The 25,311-nt window shown below is 50.7% G+C and carries 27 protein-coding genes; 10 read left to right on the forward strand and 17 right to left on the reverse strand.

The features are described from left to right. Positions 1–53: 53 nt before the first annotated feature. From C7452_RS02530 to C7452_RS02565, 8 genes are all read right to left on the reverse strand, one after another. Positions 54–869: a UbiA family prenyltransferase gene (locus tag C7452_RS02530; protein WP_245942792.1), complete on the reverse strand. Its 816-nt coding sequence runs from the start codon at positions 867–869 to the stop codon at positions 54–56. A 336-nt stretch (positions 870–1,205) separates the two neighbouring features. Continuing rightward, on the reverse strand, positions 1,206–1,814 hold the full coding sequence (locus tag C7452_RS02535) for an orotate phosphoribosyltransferase-like protein (RefSeq protein WP_115892116.1): 609 nt from the start codon (positions 1,812–1,814) through the stop codon (positions 1,206–1,208). A 9-nt stretch (positions 1,815–1,823) separates the two neighbouring features. Continuing rightward, positions 1,824–2,780, reverse strand: a complete 957-nt coding sequence (locus C7452_RS02540) for a Gfo/Idh/MocA family protein (RefSeq protein ID WP_115892117.1) — start codon at positions 2,778–2,780, stop codon at positions 1,824–1,826. Then, positions 2,777–3,646, reverse strand: a complete 870-nt coding sequence (gene hemC / locus C7452_RS02545; RefSeq protein WP_115892118.1) for a hydroxymethylbilane synthase — start codon at positions 3,644–3,646, stop codon at positions 2,777–2,779. Before hemC ends, C7452_RS02540 begins: the two co-directional genes overlap by 4 nt. 113 nt (positions 3,647–3,759) lie before the next feature. Continuing rightward, entirely contained in the window at positions 3,760–5,073 is a 1,314-nt protein-coding gene (gene cfbE, locus C7452_RS02550) for a coenzyme F430 synthase (protein WP_245942793.1), read from the reverse strand. 11 nt (positions 5,074–5,084) lie between these two features. Further along, entirely contained in the window at positions 5,085–5,936 is an 852-nt protein-coding gene (locus C7452_RS02555; RefSeq protein WP_115892120.1) for an NAD(+) kinase, read from the reverse strand. Then, complete coding sequence (locus C7452_RS02560) at positions 5,933–6,775, reverse strand: bifunctional fructose-bisphosphatase/inositol-phosphate phosphatase (RefSeq protein ID WP_115892121.1); 843 nt, start codon at positions 6,773–6,775, stop codon at positions 5,933–5,935. Before C7452_RS02560 ends, C7452_RS02555 begins: the two co-directional genes overlap by 4 nt. 18 nt (positions 6,776–6,793) lie before the next feature. Then, positions 6,794–7,237 carry a pyruvoyl-dependent arginine decarboxylase gene (locus C7452_RS02565; protein ID WP_115892122.1) on the reverse strand — a complete coding sequence of 148 codons (444 nt, stop codon included), beginning with the start codon at positions 7,235–7,237 and terminating at the stop codon, positions 6,794–6,796. 115 nt (positions 7,238–7,352) lie between these two features. On the opposite strand from C7452_RS02565, the gene eif5A reads away from it, so the two are divergent. The 4 genes from eif5A (at position 7,353) to ade (ending at position 11,648) form a co-directional block, all read left to right on the forward strand. Beyond that, entirely contained in the window at positions 7,353–7,745 is a 393-nt protein-coding gene (eif5A, locus tag C7452_RS02570; protein ID WP_010876502.1) for a translation initiation factor IF-5A, read from the forward strand. Between the two features lie 45 nt (positions 7,746–7,790). Continuing rightward, the gene (gene speB, locus C7452_RS02575; RefSeq protein WP_115892123.1) at positions 7,791–8,651 is read left to right on the forward strand and encodes an agmatinase; all 861 of its coding nucleotides are present in this window, start codon (positions 7,791–7,793) and stop codon (positions 8,649–8,651) included. A 144-nt stretch (positions 8,652–8,795) separates the two neighbouring features. Then, positions 8,796–10,031 (forward strand): ornithine cyclodeaminase, encoded by a 1,236-nt coding sequence (locus C7452_RS02580; protein ID WP_115892124.1) that lies wholly within the window; start codon positions 8,796–8,798, stop codon positions 10,029–10,031. After that, a complete protein-coding gene (gene ade / locus C7452_RS02585) occupies positions 10,032–11,648 on the forward strand; it encodes an adenine deaminase (RefSeq protein WP_115892125.1) in 1,617 nt (538 codons plus the stop codon). 74 nt (positions 11,649–11,722) lie between these two features. On the opposite strand, the gene C7452_RS02590 is transcribed toward ade, so the two are convergent. Together C7452_RS02590 and C7452_RS02595 are read right to left on the reverse strand one after the other, a co-directional pair. Next, positions 11,723–12,394, reverse strand: a complete 672-nt coding sequence (locus C7452_RS02590) for a DUF447 domain-containing protein (RefSeq protein ID WP_115892126.1) — start codon at positions 12,392–12,394, stop codon at positions 11,723–11,725. Positions 12,395–12,403: 9 nt separating this feature from the next. Then, positions 12,404–12,865, reverse strand: a complete 462-nt coding sequence (locus tag C7452_RS02595) for a DUF2124 family protein (protein ID WP_115892127.1) — start codon at positions 12,863–12,865, stop codon at positions 12,404–12,406. An 81-nt stretch (positions 12,866–12,946) separates the two neighbouring features. Here C7452_RS02595 and C7452_RS02600 point away from each other — a divergent pair, with 81 nt between their 5' ends. Together C7452_RS02600 and C7452_RS02605 are read left to right on the forward strand one after the other, a co-directional pair. Beyond that, on the forward strand, positions 12,947–13,504 hold the full coding sequence (locus C7452_RS02600; RefSeq protein WP_245942795.1) for a thiamine-phosphate synthase family protein: 558 nt from the start codon (positions 12,947–12,949) through the stop codon (positions 13,502–13,504). 1 nt (position 13,505) lies between these two features. Further along, positions 13,506–14,510, forward strand: coding sequence for an SIS domain-containing protein (locus C7452_RS02605; RefSeq protein WP_115892129.1), 1,005 nt, complete (start codon positions 13,506–13,508; stop codon positions 14,508–14,510). Positions 14,511–14,896: 386 nt separating this feature from the next. Here the strand turns inward: C7452_RS02605 and C7452_RS02610 are convergent, their stop codons facing one another. The 4 genes from C7452_RS02610 to C7452_RS02625 all read right to left on the reverse strand — a co-directional run bounded on the left by C7452_RS02610 (position 14,897) and on the right by C7452_RS02625 (position 18,379). Beyond that, positions 14,897–15,364, reverse strand: coding sequence for an Hsp20/alpha crystallin family protein (locus tag C7452_RS02610; RefSeq protein WP_245942796.1), 468 nt, complete (start codon positions 15,362–15,364; stop codon positions 14,897–14,899). Beyond that, a complete protein-coding gene (locus C7452_RS02615) occupies positions 15,327–16,337 on the reverse strand; it encodes an NOG1 family protein (protein WP_115892130.1) in 1,011 nt (336 codons plus the stop codon). The genes C7452_RS02610 and C7452_RS02615 overlap by 38 nt, the downstream gene beginning before the upstream one ends. 102 nt (positions 16,338–16,439) lie before the next feature. After that, positions 16,440–17,018 (reverse strand): TIGR00296 family protein, encoded by a 579-nt coding sequence (locus C7452_RS02620; RefSeq protein ID WP_115892131.1) that lies wholly within the window; start codon positions 17,016–17,018, stop codon positions 16,440–16,442. Beyond that, positions 17,015–18,379, reverse strand: coding sequence for a TldD/PmbA family protein (locus tag C7452_RS02625; protein WP_115892132.1), 1,365 nt, complete (start codon positions 18,377–18,379; stop codon positions 17,015–17,017). Before C7452_RS02625 ends, C7452_RS02620 begins: the two co-directional genes overlap by 4 nt. 174 nt (positions 18,380–18,553) lie before the next feature. Here C7452_RS02625 and C7452_RS02630 point away from each other — a divergent pair, with 174 nt between their 5' ends. The 4 genes from C7452_RS02630 (at position 18,554) to C7452_RS02645 (ending at position 22,586) form a co-directional block, all read left to right on the forward strand. Then, positions 18,554–20,098 carry a homocysteine biosynthesis protein gene (locus C7452_RS02630; RefSeq protein WP_115892133.1) on the forward strand — a complete coding sequence of 515 codons (1,545 nt, stop codon included), beginning with the start codon at positions 18,554–18,556 and terminating at the stop codon, positions 20,096–20,098. After that, entirely contained in the window at positions 20,095–20,481 is a 387-nt protein-coding gene (locus C7452_RS02635) for a 4Fe-4S binding protein (protein ID WP_115892134.1), read from the forward strand. The genes C7452_RS02630 and C7452_RS02635 overlap by 4 nt, the downstream gene beginning before the upstream one ends. 22 nt (positions 20,482–20,503) lie before the next feature. Further along, on the forward strand, positions 20,504–21,694 hold the full coding sequence (locus tag C7452_RS02640) for an FAD-dependent oxidoreductase (RefSeq protein ID WP_115892135.1): 1,191 nt from the start codon (positions 20,504–20,506) through the stop codon (positions 21,692–21,694). Between the two features lie 97 nt (positions 21,695–21,791). After that, on the forward strand, positions 21,792–22,586 hold the full coding sequence (locus C7452_RS02645) for a succinylglutamate desuccinylase/aspartoacylase family protein (RefSeq protein ID WP_115892136.1): 795 nt from the start codon (positions 21,792–21,794) through the stop codon (positions 22,584–22,586). A gap of 104 nt (positions 22,587–22,690) precedes the next feature. Here the strand turns inward: C7452_RS02645 and pyrI are convergent, their stop codons facing one another. The 3 genes from pyrI to C7452_RS02660 all read right to left on the reverse strand — a co-directional run bounded on the left by pyrI (position 22,691) and on the right by C7452_RS02660 (position 25,279). Then, the gene (gene pyrI / locus C7452_RS02650; RefSeq protein WP_394295914.1) at positions 22,691–23,161 is read right to left on the reverse strand and encodes an aspartate carbamoyltransferase regulatory subunit; all 471 of its coding nucleotides are present in this window, start codon (positions 23,159–23,161) and stop codon (positions 22,691–22,693) included. 67 nt (positions 23,162–23,228) lie between these two features. Next, positions 23,229–24,440, reverse strand: a complete 1,212-nt coding sequence (locus C7452_RS02655; protein ID WP_115892137.1) for a preprotein translocase subunit SecD — start codon at positions 24,438–24,440, stop codon at positions 23,229–23,231. Next, on the reverse strand, positions 24,437–25,279 hold the full coding sequence (locus C7452_RS02660) for a protein translocase subunit SecF (protein ID WP_115892509.1): 843 nt from the start codon (positions 25,277–25,279) through the stop codon (positions 24,437–24,439). The genes C7452_RS02655 and C7452_RS02660 overlap by 4 nt, the downstream gene beginning before the upstream one ends. Between the last annotated feature and the right edge of the window lie 32 nt (positions 25,280–25,311).

The following is a 25,311-nucleotide window of genomic DNA, read 5'->3' on the forward strand; positions in this document are numbered from 1 at the left end:
TTCAGACCCCTTTTTTGTCATGTCGGGGACGCTTATTCTGTGGAATCTGAAATTTAACCCTCATGACCCCCCAGCAAAAGAATGAGGTGAAGGGGCCCCTCAAGATCCGCTATGAGTGTAGCTGTTTTTACATCCATGACCGGCTTCAGATGCAGGTAAAGGGCCGTGTATGATGAGAGGATAACAGCAACAGCACCTATGCCGGGGATGAGTCTCGTGAGCACTCCGAGGCTGAGGGTGGCTGCACCCAGCGCATTGAGGAGCTGCAGTATCATTAAGCTGTTATTTTCACCGAAGACCGCAGGGAGAGTCTTGAGGCCCATCATGGCGTCCGATTCAACGTCCTTGTAGTCGCTGAAGGCAGTGTTTACGTATACCTTGAGGAATATGAATGTGAACACAAGGATATGTGCAGGGAGGGATCTGCCACCCATTGCAGGTATGGTTGTCCATGAACTCCATACAAGGCCCAGATAGATGTTTTTGAATCCTGTCAGGTATGCCGTGAGCCCCTTGAAGAATCTTGAGTAGAGAATTCCAGTAATGAACATTGAAGCTGTGAGGACCATGATCAGTGGATCCATGCAGAGAAGCAGCAGCGCCAGAAGGACTCCTGCATAGGCTCCCAGCAGCCATTCACCCCATCTACGGTTGAATTCTGCTCTATCAGAGTTCGTTAGGGAGTCCCCCTCGAGGTCAGCAAGGTAATCGTAGGCGTAGACTGTAAGGGGCAGCATGAAGCATATCCCCCAGGTTAAGGGTCTGCAGCGACTTTCAAGGAGAACCGTTGATACCAGAAGAAGCGAGGGCCCCCAGAGCGCCGGAAGAAAACCACCGTGGATGAAAAGATTTTTCAGGGCAAAAATCAACTGCCTTAAAAACACCGCCTTTTTCAGAAATCCGGTTTCATATAGATGACCCGTCATAGTATTAACTATGGGGTGATGAAAGGTTATCAATACTCCCCAGCTCAGAAAAAAAATGTCCATCTTACCGGTCAGATCCATGATTAATTTTCAGATAATGCCCTGCAGTTCTGAATGGAGATGTTTGGATGAATAAATGGATCTCTCTCAGGAACATCTGAAACCAGAGAATAAGAAAAAATTAGTTCTTTGACTTATTTATTCTGTTTTTATTAAAGGAAATTACAAAAAAGGAGTTTCCGGTGAGACAAGAGGATTAGGAGACTAGATGAAGGGAAATCATCCCAGTCTGCTAACCCTTATGAGTGACTCCACCGGCACACCGCCAACCTCGGAGATGCCCTTCTTGTCTATGAGGACAGTGACGGCTATGGGCTTTGCTCCATGGTTCTTGAGGACCTCAACCACCTCAGCTATGGTCCGGCCGCTTGTTATAACATCATCAACAACAACCACCCTCTTGCCTTTCACCTTTGCAAAGTTACTGCTTATGGCTCCCTCTGCACCCTCATCCTTCCTGTGCTTTACAGGGTGGAAAACTGCAAGTGATGTCTCCAGTCCAGTTTCAGCGCCCATAACATCGGCCATCAGCGTTGCGAAGGGAACACCGCTTATGGCGATGCCAAGAACAACATCTGCAACACCGTACTTGAGGGCCATGTCTGCCATGGCGGCTGAAACATACCTCATGCGGGATGAACTGCCCCCCAGGCTCTCCCAGTTGATTGCAAAATCCACGGGGGCCTCCTTCCTGGAAACAGAGGTTGTGGTTTGAAGTGTAAGCCATCTTGCAGTGTCCTTAGACACGTTAAGTTCATCTGCAATTTCCCCTGTTGTAAATCCCCTGCTCCTGAGTTCCCGGGCCTTCCTTATAAGTTCATTTTCCATACAAGCACCTCAAATATCACCATTAACCTTCACGGGCCTGTGCTCCCTCGCAGACTTTATGGCTGCAAGCACAGTCCTGAGGGCGTATATACCATCCTCACCTGTTATTTCAGGCTCCTCATCATTTATAACAGACATGAGGAATGATTTGATCTCATTCTTCAGGGGTTCCTCATGTTTTATATCCACGTCCTGGGCGAATTTACCATAGACATCCAGCCTCTGGTCTATGTAGTCAACGTTGATTATTCCATCTGTACCTGTGATGGCCAGCTTTCTTCTCTTGTAGGGTGTGAGCCAGTTAACCTCGAGTATCCCGGTGATTCCACTTTTGAACTTGGTCATTATCTCGGCATGGTCCTCGTACTCACACTTCTCGAGTATGCTTCCCATAACAGCGTAGACCTCTGAAACCGGTTCGCTGAAGAGGTAGTGCATCACATCGAGGTCGTGTATGGCGAGGTCGATGGTGACTCCAACGTCCTTTATCCTGGGAGGGAATGGCCCCACCCTCTTTGCTGATGCAGATACCACGTCACCTATCACATCATTCTCAATGAGTTCCTTGGCCTTCTGAACGGCGGGGTTGAACCTTTCAACATGACCCGTGCCCAGCTTCAGCCCCCTTTTGCGCGCCGTCTTCACCATCTCCTCTGCCTCTTCAAAGGTGAATGCGATGGGCTTCTCAACGAGGACGTGTTTATCGTGTTCAAGGGCATCCATGACCACACTGTAATGGTGGGTGGTTGGCACGCAGACACTGACAACCTCTATCTCAGGTATCTCCAGCAGGTTCTCATAGTCCACGTATCCAACGGTGTCATACTTGTTGGCGACCTTCTGAAGTGTTCCCTTCATGATGTCTGATACAGCCACAAGATTTGCATTTTTAAGTCTGTAGTAAACTCTGGCATGGTTGTAACCCATGGCTCCAACGCCGATTACACCCACATTTATCTGTCTCAAATATAATCCTCCATTTCTTTGGCAGCTTTTTTACCTATATCCTCTGCTTCAGCAAGAGGACCCCTAATGGTTACCTTTCTGAGCATCTCACCTTCTCTGGTTAGAAGAACAGCGTAGAGGGTTAGCTGGTTTCCAGTGGCCCTTCCTATGACACCCAGGGGACACTGGCAACCTGCACCGAGCTCCCTGAGGAGAGTCTTCTCAGCGGTGACCTCCTGCAGGGATGGATGGTGGGTTATTCTTCCAATGGAGCTTATCAATTCACTGTCAGCCCTGGTTATAACTGCGAGGGCTCCCTGACCGGCGGCAGGTGTGAAGTATTCCAGAGGGAACCTTCTTTTAATGTGCTCCTCCAGTCCGAGACGTTTTAATCCTGCCTCGGCCATTATGGTTGCATGGACCTCGCCATCCATAACCTTCCTTATCCTTGTATCTATGTTTCCTCTTAGGGGCTCCATCTTAAAATTTTTTTGGTGATGGTTGCAGAATGCTTCCCTGCGTAGACTGCTGGTTCCAAGTTTGGAACCTGGGGGGAGATCTTCCCAGTCAAGGCGGGATACCAGGACCTCTGCAGGTGATTCCCTTGGGGGCACGGCTGCGATGGCAAGGTCAGGGTCAAGGTCGCTGGGGACGTCCTTCAGGCTGTGGACTGCGAGGTCCACCTCCTCATTCAGGACCGCCATGTCGAGTTCCCTTGTGAATAGACCCCTTGAGTCCATGCTGTAGAGCTGGGAATCCCTTATCCTGTCGCCCTTTGTCTTTATGATCTTCTTCTCGATTTTGTCTTTGCAGACTTCACTGAGCATCTCGATGACATGGTTCGTCTGGACCAGCGCCAGGCGACTCCCCCTTGTTCCGGCTATCAATGAATCATCTCCAGTAAACGTTAATCATTTGAGAAATTTATTGTATCCTATTATATAACTTTTCAAAAACTCCAGTTTATTAAAAATCACATAATTATGGCTACCACCGGTTTTTACCTTTTTGTAAGGTCACCATAATCTGAGCGGTAAATGAGAACGACTGTACGATGATTTAGCCCGACCCTGAGGGCATCCTCCGGGTTTTTAAAGTAGATGCCATCCATGCCGGATCTCCTCATTATACTGTACCCCAGTTCATCGGTGAATATGAACTTAAGGTCATAATTGCTGAGTGTCTCGGAGAGGCGGGCCTCATCTATCTCCTCACAGGTAACCCCGTACCTTCCCCCGAGTATGATGATGGGATCTGGAAGTTCCATGGCCATCTTCAGGGTGTAGTCTATGGCCCGCACGTTGAGCCCCGGGTTTATCTCCTCTATTATGGTGGTGCCCTTGAGCTGTCTCATGGAGGTCCTTCCTGGAATTCCCTGGTAGTCCTTAACACCCCTCTGAACATCCTCAACATCAAACCCGAGGGTCAGGGCGGCGCTTGCAGCTGCAAGGACATTGGAGAGCTGGTGTTCTGCCGGTGCAAAGGTTTCAATCCGGAATTCTGCATCCAGACGGTCCCCGGCAAGGGTTTTAAGCCCGGTGGCATCTAGTGTGGCCTCTGTTGACTCAAGGCCGTAGTTCACATCATCCACGTGGAGTGTGGCCTCAGCGTCCCTCACTGAGAAGGTGTTTGTCCTCTCCTGGAATCTGCTGTAGTGCCTCCAGAAGGCCCTGTATTCGCAGCAGACCAGCCGGCTTCTGAATATCTGCTCCTTAGCCCTGCTGGCCCTTGAGGTACCCCTCCTTATTCCGTAGTCCTCGGCTATGTTTGTTAGAACCCCCACATCTGCCAGGCCGGTCCCACCCAGGGAGACCTCAAAGATGGCTGCACCGTAATCATGGTGCTCTGCAAGGTTCACGGTCTCAATTATGCTGGCAGGTGCTATGCTTATATCCCGCCGCAGGAGTTCATCACCGGCCCAGGATCCAAGGCTGCTGAGGACCAGGGGTTCAAGGTCTCCCATGATGCTCCTGAGTATCCATACCGTGCTGGTTTTTCCCTTAACACCGGTCACCTCCACCACCGGCACACCCTTCTCCCTCCTCCAGGAAGCTAGGAGCCAGCCGGTTATCTCATGGTGGGTTAAATCTGATCGGACCGGGCAGTGGACCGGCGCTATTACTGTGGAGCCATTGACCGGTCCTTCAACAACATCAACCCCTTTTTCAATGAGCATTTTACGGTCATCATCATCGAGTGTGCCGTAAAAGTCCCAGGCCATGACCTCAGGGAAGTGTTTCCTCATCTCCAGGGCAATGGTGACACCGCCATGTGTGAGGTCAGTCACGAGGGGCCTTGAAATGTTAAATTTCATGGACACAACCTTTAACCCTTTATAGAGTCTATTCCGCCCTCTATGAGTTTTTCACGGACCTTCCTGTAGAAGTCCTTGCTGAGCCTCACGAAGTGGGCCTTTCGTTCCGACTTCCTGAATATGACCTCATCCATGTGGTTGATCTCCTCCTCATACTGGCCGTCGATAACGGCGATGGCCTTTTTACCCTTCCTGAGGAGTTTAACCTGGATTACGCTCTTGTTTGAAACCACCAGGGGTCTTGCGCTGAGCTTGAAGGGACATATCGGCACTATGAGGAATGCTTCAACTCTGGGGTCGACAATGGGGCCCCCTGCTGACATCGAGTACGCTGTTGAGCCGCTTGGCGTTGCTATGATTATTCCGTCGGCGCGTAGCTCCTCAACCACCTCATCATCAACAGATATCTCTATATGCAGCATCTTAGCTGGTCTGCGTGTCATGAGCACGACCTCGTTGAGGGCTGAGGGCAGCTCACCATTGTGGTAGACACTCAGGAGGGTCCTCTTCTCAACGGCGTATTCGCCCCTGAGGACAGCTTCAAGGGCTGAGAATACATTTTCAGGGTCAACCTCAGTTAAAAAACCAACTGTCCCCATGTTTATACCGAGTATCGGTATCTCCTTATCCTCGATGAGGCTCCGGGTCCTGAGTATTGTCCCATCCCCGCCGATGGTGAGTATCATGTCTGCTTCCATGTTCCTTATGTCCTCACCGTATTCCCTCAGCTGTGGGAGTTCCTCTGTGAGCTTGAGGTCAACCGTAATTTCAACCCCCCTGTTCAGGAGGAATGAGGCCACCCTTTCAGCGATTTCAACGGCCTCTGCAACATCAAAACGGGCTATTATCCCTATGTGCATCATATGACCTCCAGGGTCTGCATTATCTTCTCGTGGAGCTCCAGGTTTCCGGCGGCAACAAGGGATGTTCTTGCCTTAACGTTCAGAAGGCCGTCTATTTCTCCACCCCTCTCATTGGTCACCACACCGCCTGCCTCCTCCACAATGAGCTTGGATGCTGCTATGTCTACTATCCTGAGATTCTCCCTCAGGTCCATGAAGGCGTCGTAGGAACCGCTTGCAACGTAGGCCAGTTCAAGGGCCACGGATCCCAGGATACGCATCCTCCGGATCACCCTGCAGATGCTGTCCACCCTCCTGAAGCGCGTACCATATATGAAGGCCCCCAGGGATGTCCTGTCGAGGGAGCTCTGTGAGGATGAGCTTATCGGTTTCTCATTGAGGAAGGCACCCTGGCCCTTTATTGCCCAGTAGAGGTCCCCCGTGGCGAAGTTCTTAACAAAGCCCATCAGGACGTTTTTAAGGGTTGGGGCTGCACCGTCGGGGTGGCGTTCTGCCACAGCCACTGATATACCATAGAAGGGTATGTTCCTTATGGCGTTGCTTGTACCGTCCAGGGGGTCCACAACGAAGATTATCCCGGGTTCATCCCCCTCCCTGTTTATGTGGAGGACACCTATCTCCTCACTTATTATTGTGACGGGCCTCCCTGTACTCTCAAGGACACCAACGGCTTCATCCTCTGCAACGAGGTCTATGAGCTTGGTGGGTGTGCCATCGGCCCCCATCTTGATTATCTCCCCTGCTTCTTCCGTCCCTACAAGGGGAGATACGGCCCTTTCGACCTGCTCGGCCATTCTCACGGCAACACCCTTCCAGTAGTAAATATCCGATTCCTCCATGAAACCCCCTTCCTGAGTTCAATCAAGATATACGACGGCAGATACAGCAGCACCGCATTTCTCAACAACATGATTTGTCTCTTCTACTATTAATTCATTTATTTCAAGGCCCCGCACCGACATCATGTATCTGACCATTGAGATGGCTTCACTCCTCACATCCTCAGGGTCCCTGTTGACGCCGGAGTTCTCAACGACACACCCGAAGTCACTGGAGGTGGCCACAGCGACCGCAGCAGATATGAGGTCACCCCTTCTCTCTGAAACCATCTGTGAGAGGACACAGTTCACCATTGATCCGGGTTCAAGCTCCGGAAGCTCCACTATCCTCGTGTTCCTTGGGAGTATGCTTGAAACCTTTATCAGGTTCACGTCTCCGATTCCAGCCTCCAGGAGTGCGTTGTCAAAGGCATTGAGCTTTGTGGGTCCTTCTGCGGCACCTGATGTTATAGCAACCTTCATTACAATCACCATAATCAGCTTACTGAATTCCTATAAAGCTTTTATATAATGTCCACTGAATTAATAGATATACATTGAAGTCCCACATCACTCATTCTAACAGGAGGTAAGATTAATGTCAAAGAAAGTGGTTGAAGTTAAAACGCTTAAGGTTGGAAAGTACGTGATCATTGATGGAGAGGCATCAAAGATCACAAACATCTCAACATCATCCCCCGGGAAACACGGATCAGCGAAGGCCCGTGTGGAAGCTGTGGGGATCTTCGACAACCAGAAGAGGAGCTTCGTTAAGCCAGTCGATTCAAAGGTGGACATACCTATAATAGACAAGAGGACAGCTCAGGTCATTGCCATAATGGGTGGAGACGTCCAGTTAATGGACCTTGAAACCTATGAGACCTTTGAAACACCAATACCTGATGAACTGAGTGAACAGCTGGTTGAGGGTGTTGAGGTTGAGTACATCGAGGCCCTCGGCCAGAGGAAACTCATGAGGACCAAGGGGTAAACCCCCCACCAATCTCCTTTTTACAGTTCTGGAAGGACACCTGAAATGCTTCTTCACACCCATGAGCCACTTAAATTTGCTTTTTCCACCACAGACCCTGAAAGGATCCCGGAACTCTCCTTTGGAATAATGGGAGTCCCCTTCGATTCCACGACAACCTATGTGCCGGGGGCACGTTTCGGACCAATGGCTGTCAGGGAGGCATCATACAGCTTCGAAGCATACAACCTGCGTTTTTCAGAGAATGTAGAGATTAAAAGTTTTGATTTTGGAGACATTGAGGTTTCCCCTGGCAACTTCATCAAAACCGCGGGTTTCATAGGGGATTCTGTGTCTGAAGTCCTGGATATGGGCCTTAAACCACTCATAATTGGCGGTGAGCACACGGTCACCCTCCCGGTGATCGAGAATCTGCCTGAACATGATTCCCTGACAGTGGTTCACCTGGATGCCCACATGGACCTGGCAGATACCTACGCCGGAGAAAGGTACTCACATGCCACCGTCATGAGGAGGATCCATGAGCTTGGAGCTGAGATAGTACAGATAGGGATCAGATCAGCATCAGCAGAGGAGGCGGAATTTGCAGGGGAGGAGGGTGTCAGGTTCTGCATGGCCCATGAGGTCATGGGGAACCCTGCCGGCGCCATTGAACTCATAGATGGTATCAGGGGCCAGGTCTACATTTCGGTGGACATGGATGTCCTTGACCCCGCCTATGCTCCATCTGTGGGTAACCCGGCACCCGCCGGACTCACACCCCACATCATGGAGGAACTTGTCCTCGCACTCTCAGGTAAGGATGTGGTGGGCCTTGATGTGGTTGAGGTCGCATCGGGCGGCCTGGCTGACCCAACATCTGTAAACGCCGCCAAGATAATCTACGACCTTCTAACACTCCTCTGAATCCATCAAGTCCCCTCTGTTCCTTTTACATTCCATGTGTCACATCTGAGTTCAGTTAATCCCTCCTATTTCAGCAATGGCCCCAGCAGATTTTATATATCTTGGAGGCCAACCACTTAATGATCAGTCTCAAGTGGTGTTATCATGAATACAAGAGAGGTGGAGCTCAGGGGTCATATAATTGACAGTCTAATACTCCCCAGGGCCCTTGATATAATAATGGATATGGGCGGGGACTTCCAGATACTTGAAATCGATATAGGTAAGAGAAAATCGGATCCAAGCCATGCAAGGATACTCGTTGAGGCGGAGACGCCCTCACTACTTAACCAGATACTGGATGAACTGGGTGAGATAGGGGCATCTATAGCAGAAATAAAGGAGGCTGAACTCCAGAGGGCACCCATGGACAGGGTTCTGCCTGACGACTTCTACTCCACCACCAACCATCAGACCTTCATCTACCATGGCGGTGAATGGGTGGAGGTTGAGGGAATAGAGATGGACTGCATGATAGTGGTTGACCCGGAGAGCAGAACAGCCCGGTGCAAACCCATCAGGGAGATAAAGAAGGGGGACCTTGTGGTTGTTGGAAGGGAGGGCATAAAGGTTGTCCCCCCCGAGAGGCCCAGGGGAAAGCAGGGCGTCTTCGAATTCATGGGCAGTGAAGTGTCGAGTGAGAAGCCCCTCGTGACCACAATAAAGAAGATCGCATCTGAAATAACAGAGATAAAAAAGAGAGGCGGCAGGATAGGTCTAGTCGGTGGACCAGCCATCGTACACACAGGCTCAGCCCCTGTCATTGCAGAGATGATACGTCTGGGATTCATAGACGTCCTGTTCGCAGGAAACGCCCTGGCAACCCATGACATTGAATGCGCACTCTACGGGACCTCCCTCGGAGTTGATATAGATAGGGGTGAGGCGGTGAGCAGGGGCCACAGACACCATATAAACGCGATAAATGAGATAAACCGCGCCGGTTCAATAAGGGATGCTGTGGAGCAGGGCGTTCTAAAATCCGGGATAATGTATGAGTGCGTAAAGAATGATGTGCCCTTTGTGCTTGCCGGTTCAATAAGGGATGACGGACCACTCCCTGATGTCATAACCGATGTGATGGAGGCCCAGAATGAGATGAGGAAATACGTCCAGGACCTGGATATGGTCATAATGATAGCCACCATGCTCCACTCCATCGCAACCGGCAACATACTCCCCTCACGCGTTAAAACAATATGCGTGGATATAAACCCTGCAACCGTTACAAAGCTCTCTGACAGGGGCAGCTCCCAGGCTGTGAGCGTGGTTACAGATGTGGGTGCATTCATACCCATCCTCCTCCACGAAATCAAGAAGATGAACGGCCTGGGGGATTGAATGATAAGGGGGAACATCCTCAACGTCTTCACCGGCGACATCTACCCTGCTGAGATAGAGGTGGCCGGTGGAAGGGTGAGGTGTGTTCGAAGCATCAGCGGAAACTTTTCTGTTATAATCCTCCCTGGCTTCATAGACGCCCACCTGCACATTGAAAGTTCAATGCTCACACCATCCTCATTCGCAGCGGCAGCCATACCCCATGGCACTGTCTCAACCATATCGGACCCCCATGAGATAGCAAACGTCATGGGTGTGGATGGTGTGAGGTTCATGATAGATGATGCTGCAGCGACACCAATGAAATTCTATTTCACAGCACCATCATGTGTACCCGCAACCCCCTTTGAAACTGCCGGGGCAGAGATCACAGCGAGGGAGATAGAGGAACTACTCAGAATGGATTCAGTGGTGGCCCTCGGCGAGATGATGAACTTCCCGGGAGTCATAGCCGGTGATGATGGGGTCATGGCTAAGATAGAGGCTGCAAGGGACCTTAACATGCCGGTTGATGGACATGCCCCCCTCCTCTCGGGGGATGAACTGTGCACCTACATAGGGGCGGGGATATCCACTGATCATGAATGTGTGAGCCCCGAGGAGGTCCTTGAGAAGAGGAGACTTGGAATGAAGATAATGGCACGTGAGGGATCAAGCGCGAGGAACCTCCGGGACCTTGCCGCTGCAGGGTGTGACTTCCTGGTATCCGATGACATCCACCCCGCCGACCTGCTGGAGGGGCACATGGACAGAATACTGAGGAGGGCGGTTGATTATGGTATTGACCCTGTAAGCGCTGTGCAGATGGTCACCATAAACCCTGCGGAGCACTACGGTCTCAGCACAGGGGCAATAGCGCCTGGATGGGATGCTGACTTCGTGGTGGTTGACAGCCTCAGGGACTTCAACGTTAAGAGGGTCTACATAGATGGCAGACCGGTTGCAGAGGAGGGAAGATACCTCATCAAGAGACGTGGGGGAACCAGGGCACCCCCCCGGAAACTTGAAGTGCCTGATTTTCCAGTTGAGAGGCTGGATTTTAGGGCTGAGGGTGATGAGGCCACTGTGAGGGTCATAGACGTACTGGACGGCCAGCTCATAACTGAAGAGTCAGTTGCAACCCTGGAAGTTGAGGACGGCGCTGTGCAGGCCGACACGTCCTCAGATATCCTCAGGGTATCTGTCCTTGACAGGTACGGGAGGGGTAATATCTCCAGCGGCTTCGTCCATGGATTCGGTCTCCAGGAGGGGGCAATAGCATCAACGGTTGCCCATGACTCACACAACCTGATCGTGGTGGGAGTGGATCCTGAGCTGATGAAGAGGGCGGTTGATATACTTAAAAAAGCAGGAGGGGGTCTTGTGGCGGTCGCAGAGGATGATCACAGGGTCCTTCAGCTTCCTGTGGCAGGTCTGATGTCAGATGGGGACGTATTTGAGGTTGCAGATGGATTTGAGAACCTCAACACTTTCACTGAACAGCTCGGGTCACGCCTCAGCGCACCCTTCATGACCATGTCCTTCCTCTCGCTCCTCGTCATCCCCAGGCTGAAGATAGGGGATAGGGGTCTCTTTGATGTTGAGAAATTTGAATTTGTGGATGTTCTCGTGTCCTGATAGTGGTCAGTTACTTTTCTGTGGATGTTCTCGTGCCCTGATAGGTGTTAGTTACTTTTCATGGGGCGGCAATCTCATGATATCTTTGATTCAAGGGCCTGGATTATCCTCCTCATGGCCTCCTTCTCCCTGGGGCCCCCGACCTTCCTTGCAACCCTGTTCATCTCAGCGATCCTCTCCCTGAGGACCAGAGGGTCTGAAAATTCAGCTCGCGTATAGGCTATCAGTGACTCAATAACAGCGTATATGCCACGGTTGAGGACCATCCTGAAGCTTTCAGCCCTCATAACATCACCTGCACGGGCCTTCACAACATGAAGTTCTGACTCACCGAACCGGTCCCTCTTCACCAGCTTCTTCACAGAGACAACCTCTGCAGTGAAGAATGCATCGGCACCCCTGAGGTGAAGGAAATCCCTGTAATGGCTGAACATGTCCTCATCAAGGTCACCCAGTGTTGAATCGGTGAATATGAGGGGGTCAAGGGTCACGTTAACGGTGAAACGCCCATTATCCAGCACATTCTCCACTGTACGGGTCCCCTGATAGAGATAGAGTGTCACTGTATCTTCACCGGTGCATAGCACACCTATGGGGGCCGCGTTCCCCACCATTGAACCGTCCCAGGTCACGACGATGGTCTCGTAGAGCCGTCCCCTCTCCATTTCCAGGGCCTGCAGGTCCTTGAAGTGGGTGTATTCAACTTCAGAGGGCTTACCGGGATTTTCTTTCAGAGCACCGGACAAGTAAACCCCTCAGCCCCTGAGGACGTAACCATCTATGTCTGCATTGATGACACAGTCAAAGTCAAGGAGCTCGTACCAGCCAGCCCTGGCGAACATGTCCATGTAGCAGAGCCCCATAAGCTCCCCTCCTTCTTCCAGGGCATCTTCAACCAGTTTTTTAACATCCTCGATGTCTGAGCCTATACCCGGCATTGAGAGACCCCCGAGGAGTACAAGGACATCCACCTTCCCAGGGCTTATTTCGCCGAGTTCAACACCATATTCAGTTAATTCGAGCTTCCTGGCCTTACTGAAATCTGTGTTGGGTATGAATATGTTATCCTTATCCCGCACAGCGTATGCGAATAGCTGGGCGAAGGGTGTGCATACCCCGGGAACTCCTGCAAAGCCTATTCTCTCAGCATCCTTAACTGCCTCCCGGAATACACCGAGATGCTCCTTTATACCCCTGAATTCCTTTACCTTCTCCATGTGAACACCTCAAGATTATAATTATAAATTACTGATCCACATATAATTCTTTTACTGTAAATATTCTCTTGAGTGATGATCATGGAGATAGAAAATGTTAGAAGGGCTCTTGAGATGATCTCCTCTGCAGAGGACTTCGGAATCCTCATACCTGAGGTGAGGTCAAATATTGTAATGGCGAGGAGTAATCCCTGCGGTCCAGAGGATGTTGTTGCGGTCCCGGGGAGGATCACTGAGTTTCAGGGAAGGGCCTTCGCGTGCCGCGACCCTGAATACGGGGCTTCCTCGCACATGGCCCGCTTCATAATAGCCCTTAATGAACACCTCCCGGCGAGGAGAAGTGCACTTAATATTAAATTTGATGAGAGTATAATCAGTATATGTGAGGATATGGGTCTTGTGGTCTCATCCTATGACCGTAGCAGGGAACCTGACAGTGTGAGGGATACTGAGGGGGGCAGCATACCATGGGGTGTTGAGGAGGCCCTCAGGAACTCAGAGTCCCCTCCAGACGTCATATACCACAGGGGTGCATGGGGTAAGGAGCCCATGATAGTACTCACCGGCCGGGATGCTGTTGAAGTTGCAGAGCTTGCCATCAGGATACTCAGGGAATATAAAGGTTTAAAGGGGATATAAGATGAAGTATAAGATGTTCAATGAACTCATGGAGCAGCCAGAGTCTCTTAGGAGGACCCTGAAGTCTGAAGGGGACAGAATGGCACATATATCCGATGAAATCCTTGAATGCAGACGTATATACCTTGTTGGGTGTGGCAGTTCACTTTCGACCTGTTACAGTGCAAGGGACGCAATCGCCATGAACTATGAGATAAACATGGATGTTATGACTGGCTATGAGTTCTACTATCACAGACAGATCGATTACAGTGACTCTGCGGTCATATTCACCTCACAGTCGGGTGAGACCGCAGATACCCTCGCAGCACTCAGGAGGGCGAATGAACTCGGACTTAGAACCGTTACCATAACCAATGAACCCGGCAGTACCATGGCATCTGAATCCATGGAGACCATAGTGACCCGATGCGGACGTGAGGAGGCAATACTCGGCACCAAGACCTACATGACACAGCTCCTGGCCCTCTACAGGATACTTTTCGGTATGTACAGTGATGAAAAATCAGATGAGATAATGGGAGAACTTGAGAAACTACCCGGTGAGGTTGAGGATCTGCTGAGGAGAACAGAGGTTGAGTGCAGGGATCTTGCAGAGGAATATGCCGGTGAGGATATATTCTACTGTATGGGGAGCGGTCCTAACTATGGACTGGCCTACAAACTCGCCATGACGATGCTCATGGAGGGTGCCCTGAAGCATGCCTGTCCACTGTATTCCGGAGAATTCAGACATGGACTCATTGAAAGGGTTGAGGAGGGGGTCCCGGTTATATTCCTTGAATCGGGGCTGCCGGGTGATGAGCTGACAGAGAGGGCCCTGCGTTTCTGTGAGAACCTGGGCGTTGAGAACCTTGTATTCCGGATGTCAGATTACTCTGACCTTAACGGACTCCTGTCACCCTTTGTACTTGCAGTTCCCCTTGAATGGTTCGTGTACTACCTCGCCCATTTCAACGGGGAGGACCCGGGCAGTACTAGGCACATAGGTAAGGTGAGATACTAGCCCCCTCCAGCACATTTTTTGGCAGGACCAGCAGTGCTGACCTCAATGTTCTGCTTCAGAGAACACAGATGTACATTAGATGGCATCCGATGAAGAATATCTGAGACTAGGGCATAGCCTAAAACTATTCAGAGAACTCACGGTCCTGTAAAAATGGTTGTTAGGTGCCTGTGTAAGGGTTATTTATATAGTTTTTTCCCATATCCAGCCCTGCACCTTGCTGGGGGTTCTGTGTGATTCTATAGAGCTGTTTTCTTATATCTCAGGTAAGCTGTAAAATTAGGAGGGTCAGTGAGCAGTTTATATGATCTCCAGATGAGCTGCTGGCGGTTTCCATTCAACCTTCGCTTTTCACGGATTCTCCTGAAAAAATGAGTTTGGTGGTTTTATTCCACCTTTAGGGTCTGTTTCTTTTTGACCTCAACCTTTGGAAGTTCAACTGTGAGGACACCGTTTTCAAATTTGGCCTTAGCATCTTCGACCCTGATCTTTTCAGGTAGCCTCATCTCCCTTTTTGCTTCACCGTACTTCCTTTCCTTCTTGATGAAATCGGCCTCTTCGATTTCGACTTCCTCCTCAAAGACTGCTGATATGGATATGGTGTTTTCGGTCAGTTCTATGTTGATGTCCTCCTTCTTAACACCTGGAAGGTCGGTTTTGATGATTATGGCATCATCTGTTTCCATGACGTCCATGCTGAGTTTTTCGGGGATGTTCTCTGCGTACTCTGAGATCTTCTTCTCAAACTCTTTCTGCATCTCCCTCATGTTCTTTATCATGTCTTCCATCATCTTCTCAGCCATCAGCCTTCTTTTCTCAAACATTGTCATGGGCTTTTCGAGTTTCTTTTTCATATAACCCCTCCAGTTTTTTTATTATCTTGGAGACCCCTCTGCCCTCGAATGCAGAAACTTTCAGTGGATCTTCAACCCTATTAATATATTCTTCCAGATACTTAACATTTTCTGCAAGGTCCATCTTGTTGAAGACCGTGACAATGGGGATGTCAAAGACGCTCCTTATGCCGAGGTAAAGGCTGTACTGGCTTTCAAGGGTGTATCCACATGTTTCAGAGGCGTCAAAGATGAACATTATCACATCTGCTATGTTCTCAAGGGCGACCATGGCCTGGAGTTCTATGTTGTTCATATCCTCAACCGGCCTGTCCAGGAGCCCCGGTGTGTCTATAACCTGTATCCTCTTCCATTTCCGCTCAAGGTGACCTATCTGGATCCCCTTGGTGGTGAAGGGGTAATCTGCCACCTCGGGCTCTGCGCCGGTGAGGGTCCTTAGGAGCGTGGATTTTCCAACGTTGGGGAAGCCTGCTATAACGACCGTGAAGGCGTCAAGGTCCACTGTGGGCATGTTCCTCAACTTATTCTTTGCAAAGTCGAGAAAGTCAAGGTCGCCATCGATCCTCTTTATCACTGACGATATCCTGCCGAAGGCCTCCCGCCTAAGACGGGATGCATCAGACGGTTTTGAACGTTTTATACGGGTCATGTAATCTGATTCCAGCTGGTTAAGTATTCCAACAGCCCAGTTAAGTGCCCCGAGGGATTTTTTGAGTTCATCCACCCCCACAGTCACGTCTATGTAGTCCTGGTAGAACTCTGGGAGGGACTCTATATCAGGTATTCTCTGGATTATCATCTTCAACCGGTCCCTTATGACCTGACATGCTGTCTGGACACGTGTTGACTCAATAACCTTGGCCTTCTTCTGGCCAGGAATCTTTGAACTCCGTTTAAGGGACGCGGCCTTCCTGGCCCTCCGGAATCCCTTATCAAGAAGTTCATCTGTTGTTGGAACTGTGGGTATGATCATAAAATCACTCTCATTAAACCTGTAACTTCTGCGGATCTATTTATCTTTAATGTGCGGGGATATCTTTAATCCCCTCATGAGTAATTAGCTTCAGCATGAACTTTAATCATCTTCATGGAATATCTGGGCCTGGAACCTGTAGACTCTGGTTTCAGGGTCATAGAAGCAGTCCGGCGGAAGACCCGCCTTCATACATGTGTTGCAGAGGAACTCCTCAGCGTCCCAGCCCCACTCTGTGGCGACCTGTGGAAGGAGAAGTCCCCTGGCCCATCCCCTCTCAACGATCAGACCGTCGACACCGACCCTTATGAGGCTGGGGTAATCTGCGGGGCTTTCAACCTCAAGGGGCTCTGGCGGTGTCAGCACACTAACCTCAACATCTATATCCCCGAGTTCCTCAGGTTTAACAGGGGGAAACCTGGGGTCACCTGTCGCAGCAGATATGGCGGCCTCAACAAGGGCATCGATAAGGGGTTTCACAGGTTCTGGATAACCTATACATCCCCTCAGATTCCCGTTCTTCTCAAGTGTAACGAAAACTCCTCTCTTTTCCCTGAAAACATCAGGAAGGTCATCAGGGAGTCTGAGGTTTTCTGATCCACGCAGGTGCTCCTCTATGGCCATCCTCGCGATTTTAACAAGAATTCTACCTTCATCCCTGGATAATGGCGCGTACTTCATGTTCCACCCACCATGGCATTCCTTATCCTCACGTGGGGGCCCCCATCGCCCACAGGGACGCTCTGCCCGGATTTCCCGCAGAAGCCGATCCCCAGCCTGAAGTCTGAACCGACCCCGTCAACATTTTTGAGGGTCTCCAGGACGTTTCCTGAGAGGGAGACATCCTTCACGGGTTCTGCAATTTCACCATCCTGTATACGGAATGACTCGGCAGCATTGAACTGGAAGATACCCTTACCGGTATCCACCTGACCCCCCCTTGAACCCCTCAGGTAGACACCATTCCGGATATCCTCTATGAGTTCATCGAAGGATAAATCGCCTGGTTTGAGGTATGTGTTGCTCATCCTGACAATGGGCTGGTCCCCTATGGCTGAACGGGCATTCCCTGATGGTTCAAGACCAAGTTTGAAGACTGTTTCCCTGGAGTTAAGGAGTGAAGTGAGGACGCCGTTCTCCACTAGAACGGTTTCAGTGGCCCTCACACCCTCTGCATCGTAGCTGTAACTCCCAAAACCATCAATCGTAGGGTCGTCGATGATGGTAACACCCTCAGAGGCAATCTTCTCCCCCAGTTTACCCTCGAGTATTGAGTCACCCTGGAGTATGAGGTCCGCCTCTGCTGCATGCCCCAGTGCCTCATGTATGAATACACCCGTAAGTTCGGGGTCAGTTACTATATCAAAGCGTCCTGATGGCGGTGGACTCGCCTTGAGGAGCCTGACAGCCTTTTCGCCGGTCCTGCGACCGAGCTCTTCAATGTCCTCCCTCTCCAGTATTTCGAAGCCGCCGGTTCCACCGCAGCTCTTATGGCCGAACTGTATCCCGGAGCCATCCGATGCAACAGCGTTTAGAAAGAGGGCGACCCGGGTCTCATCCATCTCAATGAGTGACCCCTCTGAATTCAGGAAGGCAGATGAGCTCTCCATGTCAACGTAGCTCACAGTGGTGCTCACAACACCATCAACTGATGCGGCATGGTGTGCATCTGATACCAGCTCCCGCTTCTCAGCTGCCGGGACATCTGAGGGCGGCCGGGATGACCGTACCCGGGTTTTATCAACACAGGGGGCACCTGAACCCACCCGGACATCGCCCCTGAGGGACCCGGCCATCTTTATGGCCTTAAGGGCCATTTTACCGAGCCTGGAGGGTTCATCTGTAAAGGCAAATCCCCATGAACCATTCCTCAGTACCCTTATCCTGAAACCAGAGGCTCTCCCGGATTTAACCTCCTGCAGTTTACCGTCCTTCATCAGAATGGAACTGGTCCGGGAGGTGCCAGCCCTTATATCTGCATATTCCACCCTATCCTCTATGTCCATGAGTATGCTGCCAAGATAATCCGTGTCAATCTCCATTTCCTATCAGCCTTCAAAAGTTTCTCTTATTAATTCTGTAGGTGGGTGCTTATGATTCTTTTGATGTCACGCTGAAGCCCGCATGCAGTGGTTCTGTGAACTCAATAAATATTTAAATGAACATCCATATACCAGTAACCAGTTCATTTTATAGATAGCACCGGATGTGGTATATTGAAGACAATTGAGGAGATAAACCAGAAGATCAGGGATGGGGATGCTGTGGTTGTCACCGCAGCCGAGATGACAAGGATAGTTGCTGAAAACGGCCCCATGGACGCTGCAAAGGAAGTTGATGTTGTTACAACAGGTACATTTGGTGCTATGTGTTCATCAGGCGCTTTCCTCAACTTCGGACACTCAGATCCTCCCATAAAGATGTCAAGGACCTACCTCAATGGTGTTGAGGCTTACTCTGGACTCGCGGCAGTTGACGCCTACATAGGCGCAACACAGCCAAACCGTGACCCGGACATAGGGCTTGACTATGGGGGCTCACATGTAATAGAGGACCTTATAAGGGGGAAGGAGGTTGAACTGGTGGCAGAGGCCTATGGAACAGACTGCTACCCCCTTAAGAATGTTGAGACCCTCATAAGTCTTGAGACCATAAACCAGGCGGTCATGGTTAACCCGAGGAACTGCTACCAGAACTATGCAGTAGCGGTCAACTCCACACAGGAGACACTCTACACCTACATGGGAACACTGCTCCCCAACTATGGAAACGTCACCTACTCCAGTGCAGGGGAACTCAGCCCCCTCCTCAATGACCCCTACTTCCAGACCATAGGTGTCGGCACAAGGATATTCCTCTGCGGCGCAGAGGGCTACATAGTGGGGGAGGGTACCCAGCACTCAACAGAGGCTGAAAGGAGAAATGGCGTACCTGTTTCCCCATCAGGCACCCTCATGCTGAAGGGTAACATGAAGGAGATGGATCCTGAATATGTGAGGGGAGCCACAATGCCCAGGTACGGCCCAACACTCTACGTGGGTGCAGGGATACCCATACCAGTACTCAACGAGGACATAGCGGCTTCAACAGGAATATCAGATGAGGATATAGTCTGCAGGGTCATTGATTATGGTGTACCAGGGAGATCAAGGCCCGTGGTGAAGGAGACCAATTATAAGGAGCTCAAATCAGGGAAGATTGAGATAAATGGCATGGAGGTCCCGGCATCACCACTCTCCTCAATCAGGAGGGCCCTTAAGATTGCAGAGGAACTCAAATCATGGATTGAAAGGGGCGACTTCCTGCTCACAGAGCCAGTTAAGCGCCTACCCTCAAGATCAGCCACCCGACCCCTTGAGATAAGAAGACCCTCCATCATGGTGCGGGAACTTGAGAGCAAACCGGTCATCATAACCCACCAGGAGGACGACCTTAAGGATGTGGCCAGGAAGATGGTTGACAATAACATAAACCACATACCCGTCGTTGACAGTGAGGGCGTCCTGAGGGGTATCGTAACATCATGGGACATCGCGGACGCGGTGGCAAGGGGTAAGAGGAAACTCAAGGATATCATGACCCGCAAGGTGGTTGTTGCAAGGGAAAATGAGCCCGTAGACGTTGTTGCAAGACGTATAGATAAGTATAACATTTCAAGTTTACCCATAGTTGATGATGAAAACCGCGTTAAGGGTATAGTGACCGCGGAGGACATTTCAAGGTTAATAGGGAAAGTTGATAACAGGGGAGAATCAATATGAAGGCCTGGCTTAAATTCTCACCGAACATTGTTAACAAGTCAATAATATCAGAAGCCATAAAGAAGTATGACATCGAGTTCAACATCCTGAGGGCAAACATCACACCCCGCGGGGGTAAGATGCTTGTTGAGATCAGCGGCCCCGAGGAGAGGGAGGGGATAGACTTTATAGAGGAGGCCGGTATAGAGGTGCACCCGGCAGTGAGGGTCGTTAAGAAGGACCGTGAGAAGTGCATGGACTGCGGTGCCTGCGTATCCCTCTGCCCGGTTGGCGCCATATGTATCGAGGATGACTGGGAGATAGTCCTCGATGACAAGAAATGTATCGGCTGCAGCTTCTGTGTAAACTCCTGCCCCACAAGGGCAATAGTGTTGCTTGATTGATAGCTGAAAAGAGGGAACTATCATGGTCCTTGTGGTTGGCTCCGGTGCTGGGGGTGCAACCCTTGCAAGGGAACTTGCCATCCGGGGCATTGACGTTACTGTAATTGAGAGGGGGCCCTGTGTTAAGGATTCTGATGCATTCCTGTGCTATGATGAAGCCCCCGATGTGGATATCCTGAGGACAAGTTGCGCTGGAGGGTCAACCCTTGTCGCTGCAGGAAACGCCGTCAGGGTCCTTGAGAACACCCTTAAGGACTATGGGGTTGACATAACAGAGGACCTCCATGCCATTGAGGCTGAACTCAGGGTAGGGGAGCTTCCAGACACCCACACAGGTAGAGGCACAGCCCTGATAATGGATGCTGCAGAATCCCTGGGTCTCGGTGTAAGGAAGATGCCTAAATTCATAGACCCTGATAAATGCAGGCCCTGCGGTAAGTGCTCATTCGGATGCCCGAGGGCTGCTAAGTGGTCTGCAAGGAGATTCCTTGATGAGGCAATTGAACACGGAGCTGTTCTCATTGAAGAAACCGAGGCAAAGAACATAATTGTCAGAAATGGATCAGTTTCGGGTCTGAAAACATCCCGGGGAGATTTCCATGATGAAACGGTTGTGCTGGCAGCCGGGGCCATCGAAACCCCCAGGATACTCATGAGGGCGGGTATAGATGCAGGTAACGGACTCTTCATGGACACCTTTGTGACCGTGGGGGGCATACTTGAGGGGGTGGGGTTCTGTGATGAGGTCCAGATGAACGCCCTCATAGAACTTGATGGTGTTATACTCTCACCCCACTTCTCAACCCTCCTGTTCCCTGAGGATGATAGGAGGAACGTCCTGGGTATCATGGTTAAGATAGCCGATGAGAGATCTGGGCGTGTGGAGGCCGACAGGATTGTCAAGCACCACACCGGCAGGGACATCAGTCTCCTCTCAGGGGGTGCAGCCATTGCAGGGAGCATACTCTCACGGGCCGGTGTTGGGGCAGGCACGTTGAGGTCCACGGGACCCAGGGGGGCCCACCCTGGAGGTACCGCTTCCCTGGGGGAGGTTGTTGATGAGAACCTGGAAACCTCCATTGAGGGCCTCTTTGTGGCCGATGCGAGTGTGCTGCCAGAGGCGCCTGGCGCTCCACCCATACTGACCATAATGGCACTTGCAAGGCGTCTGGCACGCCATATAGTTTCAGGCCATATAGTTTCAGTTTTATGATGGTGCCTTTCCTGATCTTAAGAACAAATGCTGCTGTTATTCAATTTCTGATTATTTTTTATAGCGGCGATAACATACCTATATCAAAGGTGAAATTATGAAAAACTCACGGCTTAAAATCATGACCCTCCTATTTTCGGCTGTGCTTCTGTTCTCCACTCTTCAGGTGGTATCAGCCCTCAAAACTGAGATAATCTACACGGGTACAGGGGGAGATGTGTCAAAGAACTACTACATAAAGAAGTACTCCCCCAGGACCCAGGTAACGTCCGAGGTGTTCCAGGCAGCCAGAAAGGGAACACCCATGTTCACATTTGGAAATGGAGGGGGGAAGAAGGTTATAATAGTGGCGGGTGTCCATGGAAATGAACTCCCAGCGTCCATAGCCGCTGTGAAACTCATAAACTACCTATCTGGCAAAAATATCAGAGGCACTGTATACGTTGTACCCTTCCTCATACCATCATCCACCGCGAAAACCTACAGATACTGGAAGGGTAAGAACCCCAACAGCATAGCGAATATCAGGGGGACACCCACAAACAGGATACTCCAGATTGCACTTTCAAGGGACGTGGATGCAGTCGGTGACTTCCATTCAACAAGGCCTGGGGGAGTGCCGGGGAAAACATCCATCCTCTGTACAAGGATCCCCACCTATGAAAGCTACCGCATGGCATACCAGATGAGCCGTTACAGCGGGTCAGCCTTCATACCGGCCCAGGTTGCAGGTAAGGATTATCCGGGAGCCCTTGAGGATGTATGCAACCTTGCAGGTATCCCTGCAGTGACCGCTGAGGTCAGATCTCCCCATGGCTCAGTGGCATCTGGAAGTGTCACAAAATCCTATACCCAGATGATAGGCTTCCTCAAGTACAACGGGGTCATCTGATTACAACGGGGTCATCTGATCTTAAGAGTAGTCTCTATTTAAGCTTCCTATTTTTATCTTTTCAGTTTTTTGAAAAAAATGAAAGTTTCAGTATCTTTAGACTCCTAGAACTGTGACTCTATCTCATCGGCCTCAATGAGGCGCTCACAGTAGTAGCAGCGCAGGAGAACGGGTTCCTCTGAGATGACATAGAAACGGTTCTCGACACCCTCGTCACTGTTTGTGATGCAGTTGGGGTTGGGACATCTGAGGATGCCCCTCACCTCATCCATGAGCCTCACCTTGGCCTTCTCAACAATCTTATAATCCCTCACAATGTTTATTGTAGCTCTGGGGGCTATGAGGGCTATCTGGTCAACCTCCGAGGGCTTGAGTTCTCTGTTCTCTATTTTAACTATGTCCTTGGATCCAAGCTGGGAGGAATCCATATTCATGGCAACGGTCACCTTGCTGCGCCCATCAGGGAGCCCAAGGATGTTGAGGACATTCAGAGATCTGTTTGCGGTTATATGATCGATAACTGTTCCGTTCTTTATTGGTTTGACCCTCAGTTCAAAGGGTTTCTTCATATCCATCCCCTCTTTATCTGACGTTGAATGGGGAAGTGAAATCCCCTATTCCCCCTCACTGGTGAGGACCCTCCTATTTTCTTCCAGCAACGTTGAAGGTTTCAATGAACCTTGCATACACTGGTCTTGTGATGAAGACTCCTATGATGACTCCGAGGACCGTTGTGAATGCAAAGCCAGCAAGGAGACCTATACCCGTGGCACCCCTTGAAAAGCCTATGTATGCCAGTGGAAGCATTGCAGCTATGAGGGTACCTGCTGATGCGAATATTATGAAGAAGGCGTCCTTTATCCTGAACTTCCTCCTTGTTCTGCGGCCCTCACCCGAGAGGACCTCGTCTGTTATGATTATCTGGTCGTCCACCCCGGTACCTATCGCTGCCAGTATACCTGCTATGGCTGCAAGGTCGATGTTCCACCGGATAACAGCAGCCGCCCCCAGTATAAGCAGGAGCTCTGCGAGGGTTGTGAAGAATATTGGCAGGACGAGGATTGGGCTGCGGTACCTCACTATGAGTATCACCGCTATTGCCAGAACAGCGAGAAGACCGGCGATCATCGCACCCTCTGCGAACTGTTTTCCGAGTTCAGGGGATACGCTGCTCACACCGACTATCTTAACCTTAACCGGCAGTGACCCTGATTTGAGGAGGGTCTCTATCTCCTTCGCCTGGACCTCGGCCTCTGCCTTGCTGTTCTCTGCCCCTGTTATCCTGACATCTGTGACCGGCTTTCCGGTGGCAACCTCGGCTGATATTTCAGGGGCTGTTATCAGGCGGTCGTCCAGGTACATCTTAACGGGTTCTCCTGCCTTGCCCCTGGCTGCCTCTGCGAACTTCCTGGCGCCCTCTGTTGAGAGCCTGAATGGGACCTCCCATTCATTCCCGGTTATTATGGGAGACTGGACGCTCACAATATCTGCGCCTGTGAGAACGGTCTCGTTACCTATCTTTGCCTCAAACTTACCGGGTTTACCAACTATATCTGCGACCTGGTCCGGCTGGACGCCAGCAATTTCAACTATAACGTTCTGGTCTCCGCTTGCACGCACCTTCACATCCTTCACACCGAATATGTTGAGCCTCTTATCAAGTACACTGGTTACGGTGTTCATGGTGGCGGCATCAACCGGCCTTTCGAGCTGTATCTGTATGAGTGACCCTCCCTGAAGGTCAAGTCCCTGCTGAATACCCATGGTTGATATTGCAGTGACACTCGCCGCCACAAGGACTATGAGGAGTATCACCCTGTAATCCTTAAGAAACTTTGATACCTTCCTGTTCATGATCTAACCTCCAGGTACCACCTCAGAATTCCAAGGTTCATGAGCCATGTGGTCAGGATATCCGCCAGGAGCCCAATTATCAGGACTGCTGCTATATCACTCAGCACCCTGGCCTCGGGCATCACAAACACCGTCACAAGGTACAGCGCTGCCATTGATGCGATTGCAGCTATGGACATCGTAACACCCGTCTTCATGGCCCCCAGAGCCCTCTCGTTTATGGTCCCCTTCCTGCGTTTAAGGACCCTTGTGGTAAGGAGTATGTCTGTGTCCACGCTGTAACCTATGAGCATCAGTATCGCACCGACAGATGCCAGTGAGAGGGGTATGCCGAAGAGTGACATCCCACCCACGGCTATTATGATATCAGATGCTGCTGCGAGTATAACTGCCAGTGAGGGGACCGGGTCCCTGAATATTATGAAAACCGTCACCGACATGAAGAGGAATGCGAAGCCAATGGCCCAGTAGATCTGGTTCATGGCCTGTTTGCTCAGAACAGGACCGACTGCCTTGTAACTGTTGATGGTTGCGGTGCCCCTGAGGGCTTCACTCACCTTCACAACATCCATGTCTGTACCGAACTGTACCGTCGCCCTTTCACCCCTTATGGAGAGGACCTTAATGTCTCCTGTGCCCAGTTTCTCCCTGAGGAGGGATTCCAGTTCGGCTTGGGTAACGCTCTTCTCGAGGGTCAGCTCTGCAAGGGCTCCACCCTTGAGGTCCACGCTCTCGTTGAGTCCATTGAAGACAACGAGAAGTAGCGCAATTACAGTTATGGCTGCTGGTATGGCTATGAGTGGTCTGTATGACTTTAAAATGCGGTCAATCAAGACGATCACCTTTAAAGTTTGTCCTATCTGTCAAATAG

The organism is Methanothermobacter defluvii (assembly GCF_003385755.1).
Taxonomy (GTDB): domain Archaea; phylum Methanobacteriota; class Methanobacteria; order Methanobacteriales; family Methanothermobacteraceae; genus Methanothermobacter; species Methanothermobacter thermautotrophicus.

Bases quoted from the DNA above. Each gene is read 5' to 3' on its own strand.
- C7452_RS02580 (WP_115892124.1), top strand. From the start codon at position 8,796: ATGAATACAAGAGAGGTGGAGCTCAGGGGTCATATAATTGACAGTCTA.
- C7452_RS02565 (WP_115892122.1), bottom strand. From the start codon at position 7,237: ATGAAGGTTGCTATAACATCAGGTGCCGCAGAAGGACCCACAAAGCTC.
- C7452_RS02625 (WP_115892132.1), bottom strand. From the start codon at position 18,379: ATGGAGATTGACACGGATTATCTTGGCAGCATACTCATGGACATAGAG.
- C7452_RS02615 (WP_115892130.1), bottom strand. From the start codon at position 16,337: ATGATCATACCCACAGTTCCAACAACAGATGAACTTCTTGATAAGGGA.
- C7452_RS02640 (WP_115892135.1), top strand. From the start codon at position 20,504: ATGGTCCTTGTGGTTGGCTCCGGTGCTGGGGGTGCAACCCTTGCAAGG.
- ade (WP_115892125.1), top strand. From the start codon at position 10,032: ATGATAAGGGGGAACATCCTCAACGTCTTCACCGGCGACATCTACCCT.
- cfbE (WP_245942793.1), bottom strand. From the start codon at position 5,073: ATGAAATTTAACATTTCAAGGCCCCTCGTGACTGACCTCACACATGGC.
- eif5A (WP_010876502.1), top strand. From the start codon at position 7,353: ATGTCAAAGAAAGTGGTTGAAGTTAAAACGCTTAAGGTTGGAAAGTAC.
- C7452_RS02535 (WP_115892116.1), bottom strand. From the start codon at position 1,814: ATGGAAAATGAACTTATAAGGAAGGCCCGGGAACTCAGGAGCAGGGGA.
- C7452_RS02620 (WP_115892131.1), bottom strand. From the start codon at position 17,018: ATGAAGTACGCGCCATTATCCAGGGATGAAGGTAGAATTCTTGTTAAA.
- C7452_RS02610 (WP_245942796.1), bottom strand. From the start codon at position 15,364: ATGAAAAAGAAACTCGAAAAGCCCATGACAATGTTTGAGAAAAGAAGG.
- C7452_RS02635 (WP_115892134.1), top strand. From the start codon at position 20,095: ATGAAGGCCTGGCTTAAATTCTCACCGAACATTGTTAACAAGTCAATA.
- C7452_RS02595 (WP_115892127.1), bottom strand. From the start codon at position 12,865: ATGGAGAAGGTAAAGGAATTCAGGGGTATAAAGGAGCATCTCGGTGTA.
- speB (WP_115892123.1), top strand. From the start codon at position 7,791: ATGCTTCTTCACACCCATGAGCCACTTAAATTTGCTTTTTCCACCACA.
- C7452_RS02600 (WP_245942795.1), top strand. From the start codon at position 12,947: ATGGAGATAGAAAATGTTAGAAGGGCTCTTGAGATGATCTCCTCTGCA.
- C7452_RS02555 (WP_115892120.1), bottom strand. From the start codon at position 5,936: ATGATGCACATAGGGATAATAGCCCGTTTTGATGTTGCAGAGGCCGTT.
- pyrI (WP_394295914.1), bottom strand. From the start codon at position 23,161: ATGGATATGAAGAAACCCTTTGAACTGAGGGTCAAACCAATAAAGAAC.
- C7452_RS02655 (WP_115892137.1), bottom strand. From the start codon at position 24,440: ATGAACAGGAAGGTATCAAAGTTTCTTAAGGATTACAGGGTGATACTC.
- C7452_RS02645 (WP_115892136.1), top strand. From the start codon at position 21,792: ATGAAAAACTCACGGCTTAAAATCATGACCCTCCTATTTTCGGCTGTG.
- C7452_RS02605 (WP_115892129.1), top strand. From the start codon at position 13,506: ATGAAGTATAAGATGTTCAATGAACTCATGGAGCAGCCAGAGTCTCTT.
- C7452_RS02560 (WP_115892121.1), bottom strand. From the start codon at position 6,775: ATGGAGGAATCGGATATTTACTACTGGAAGGGTGTTGCCGTGAGAATG.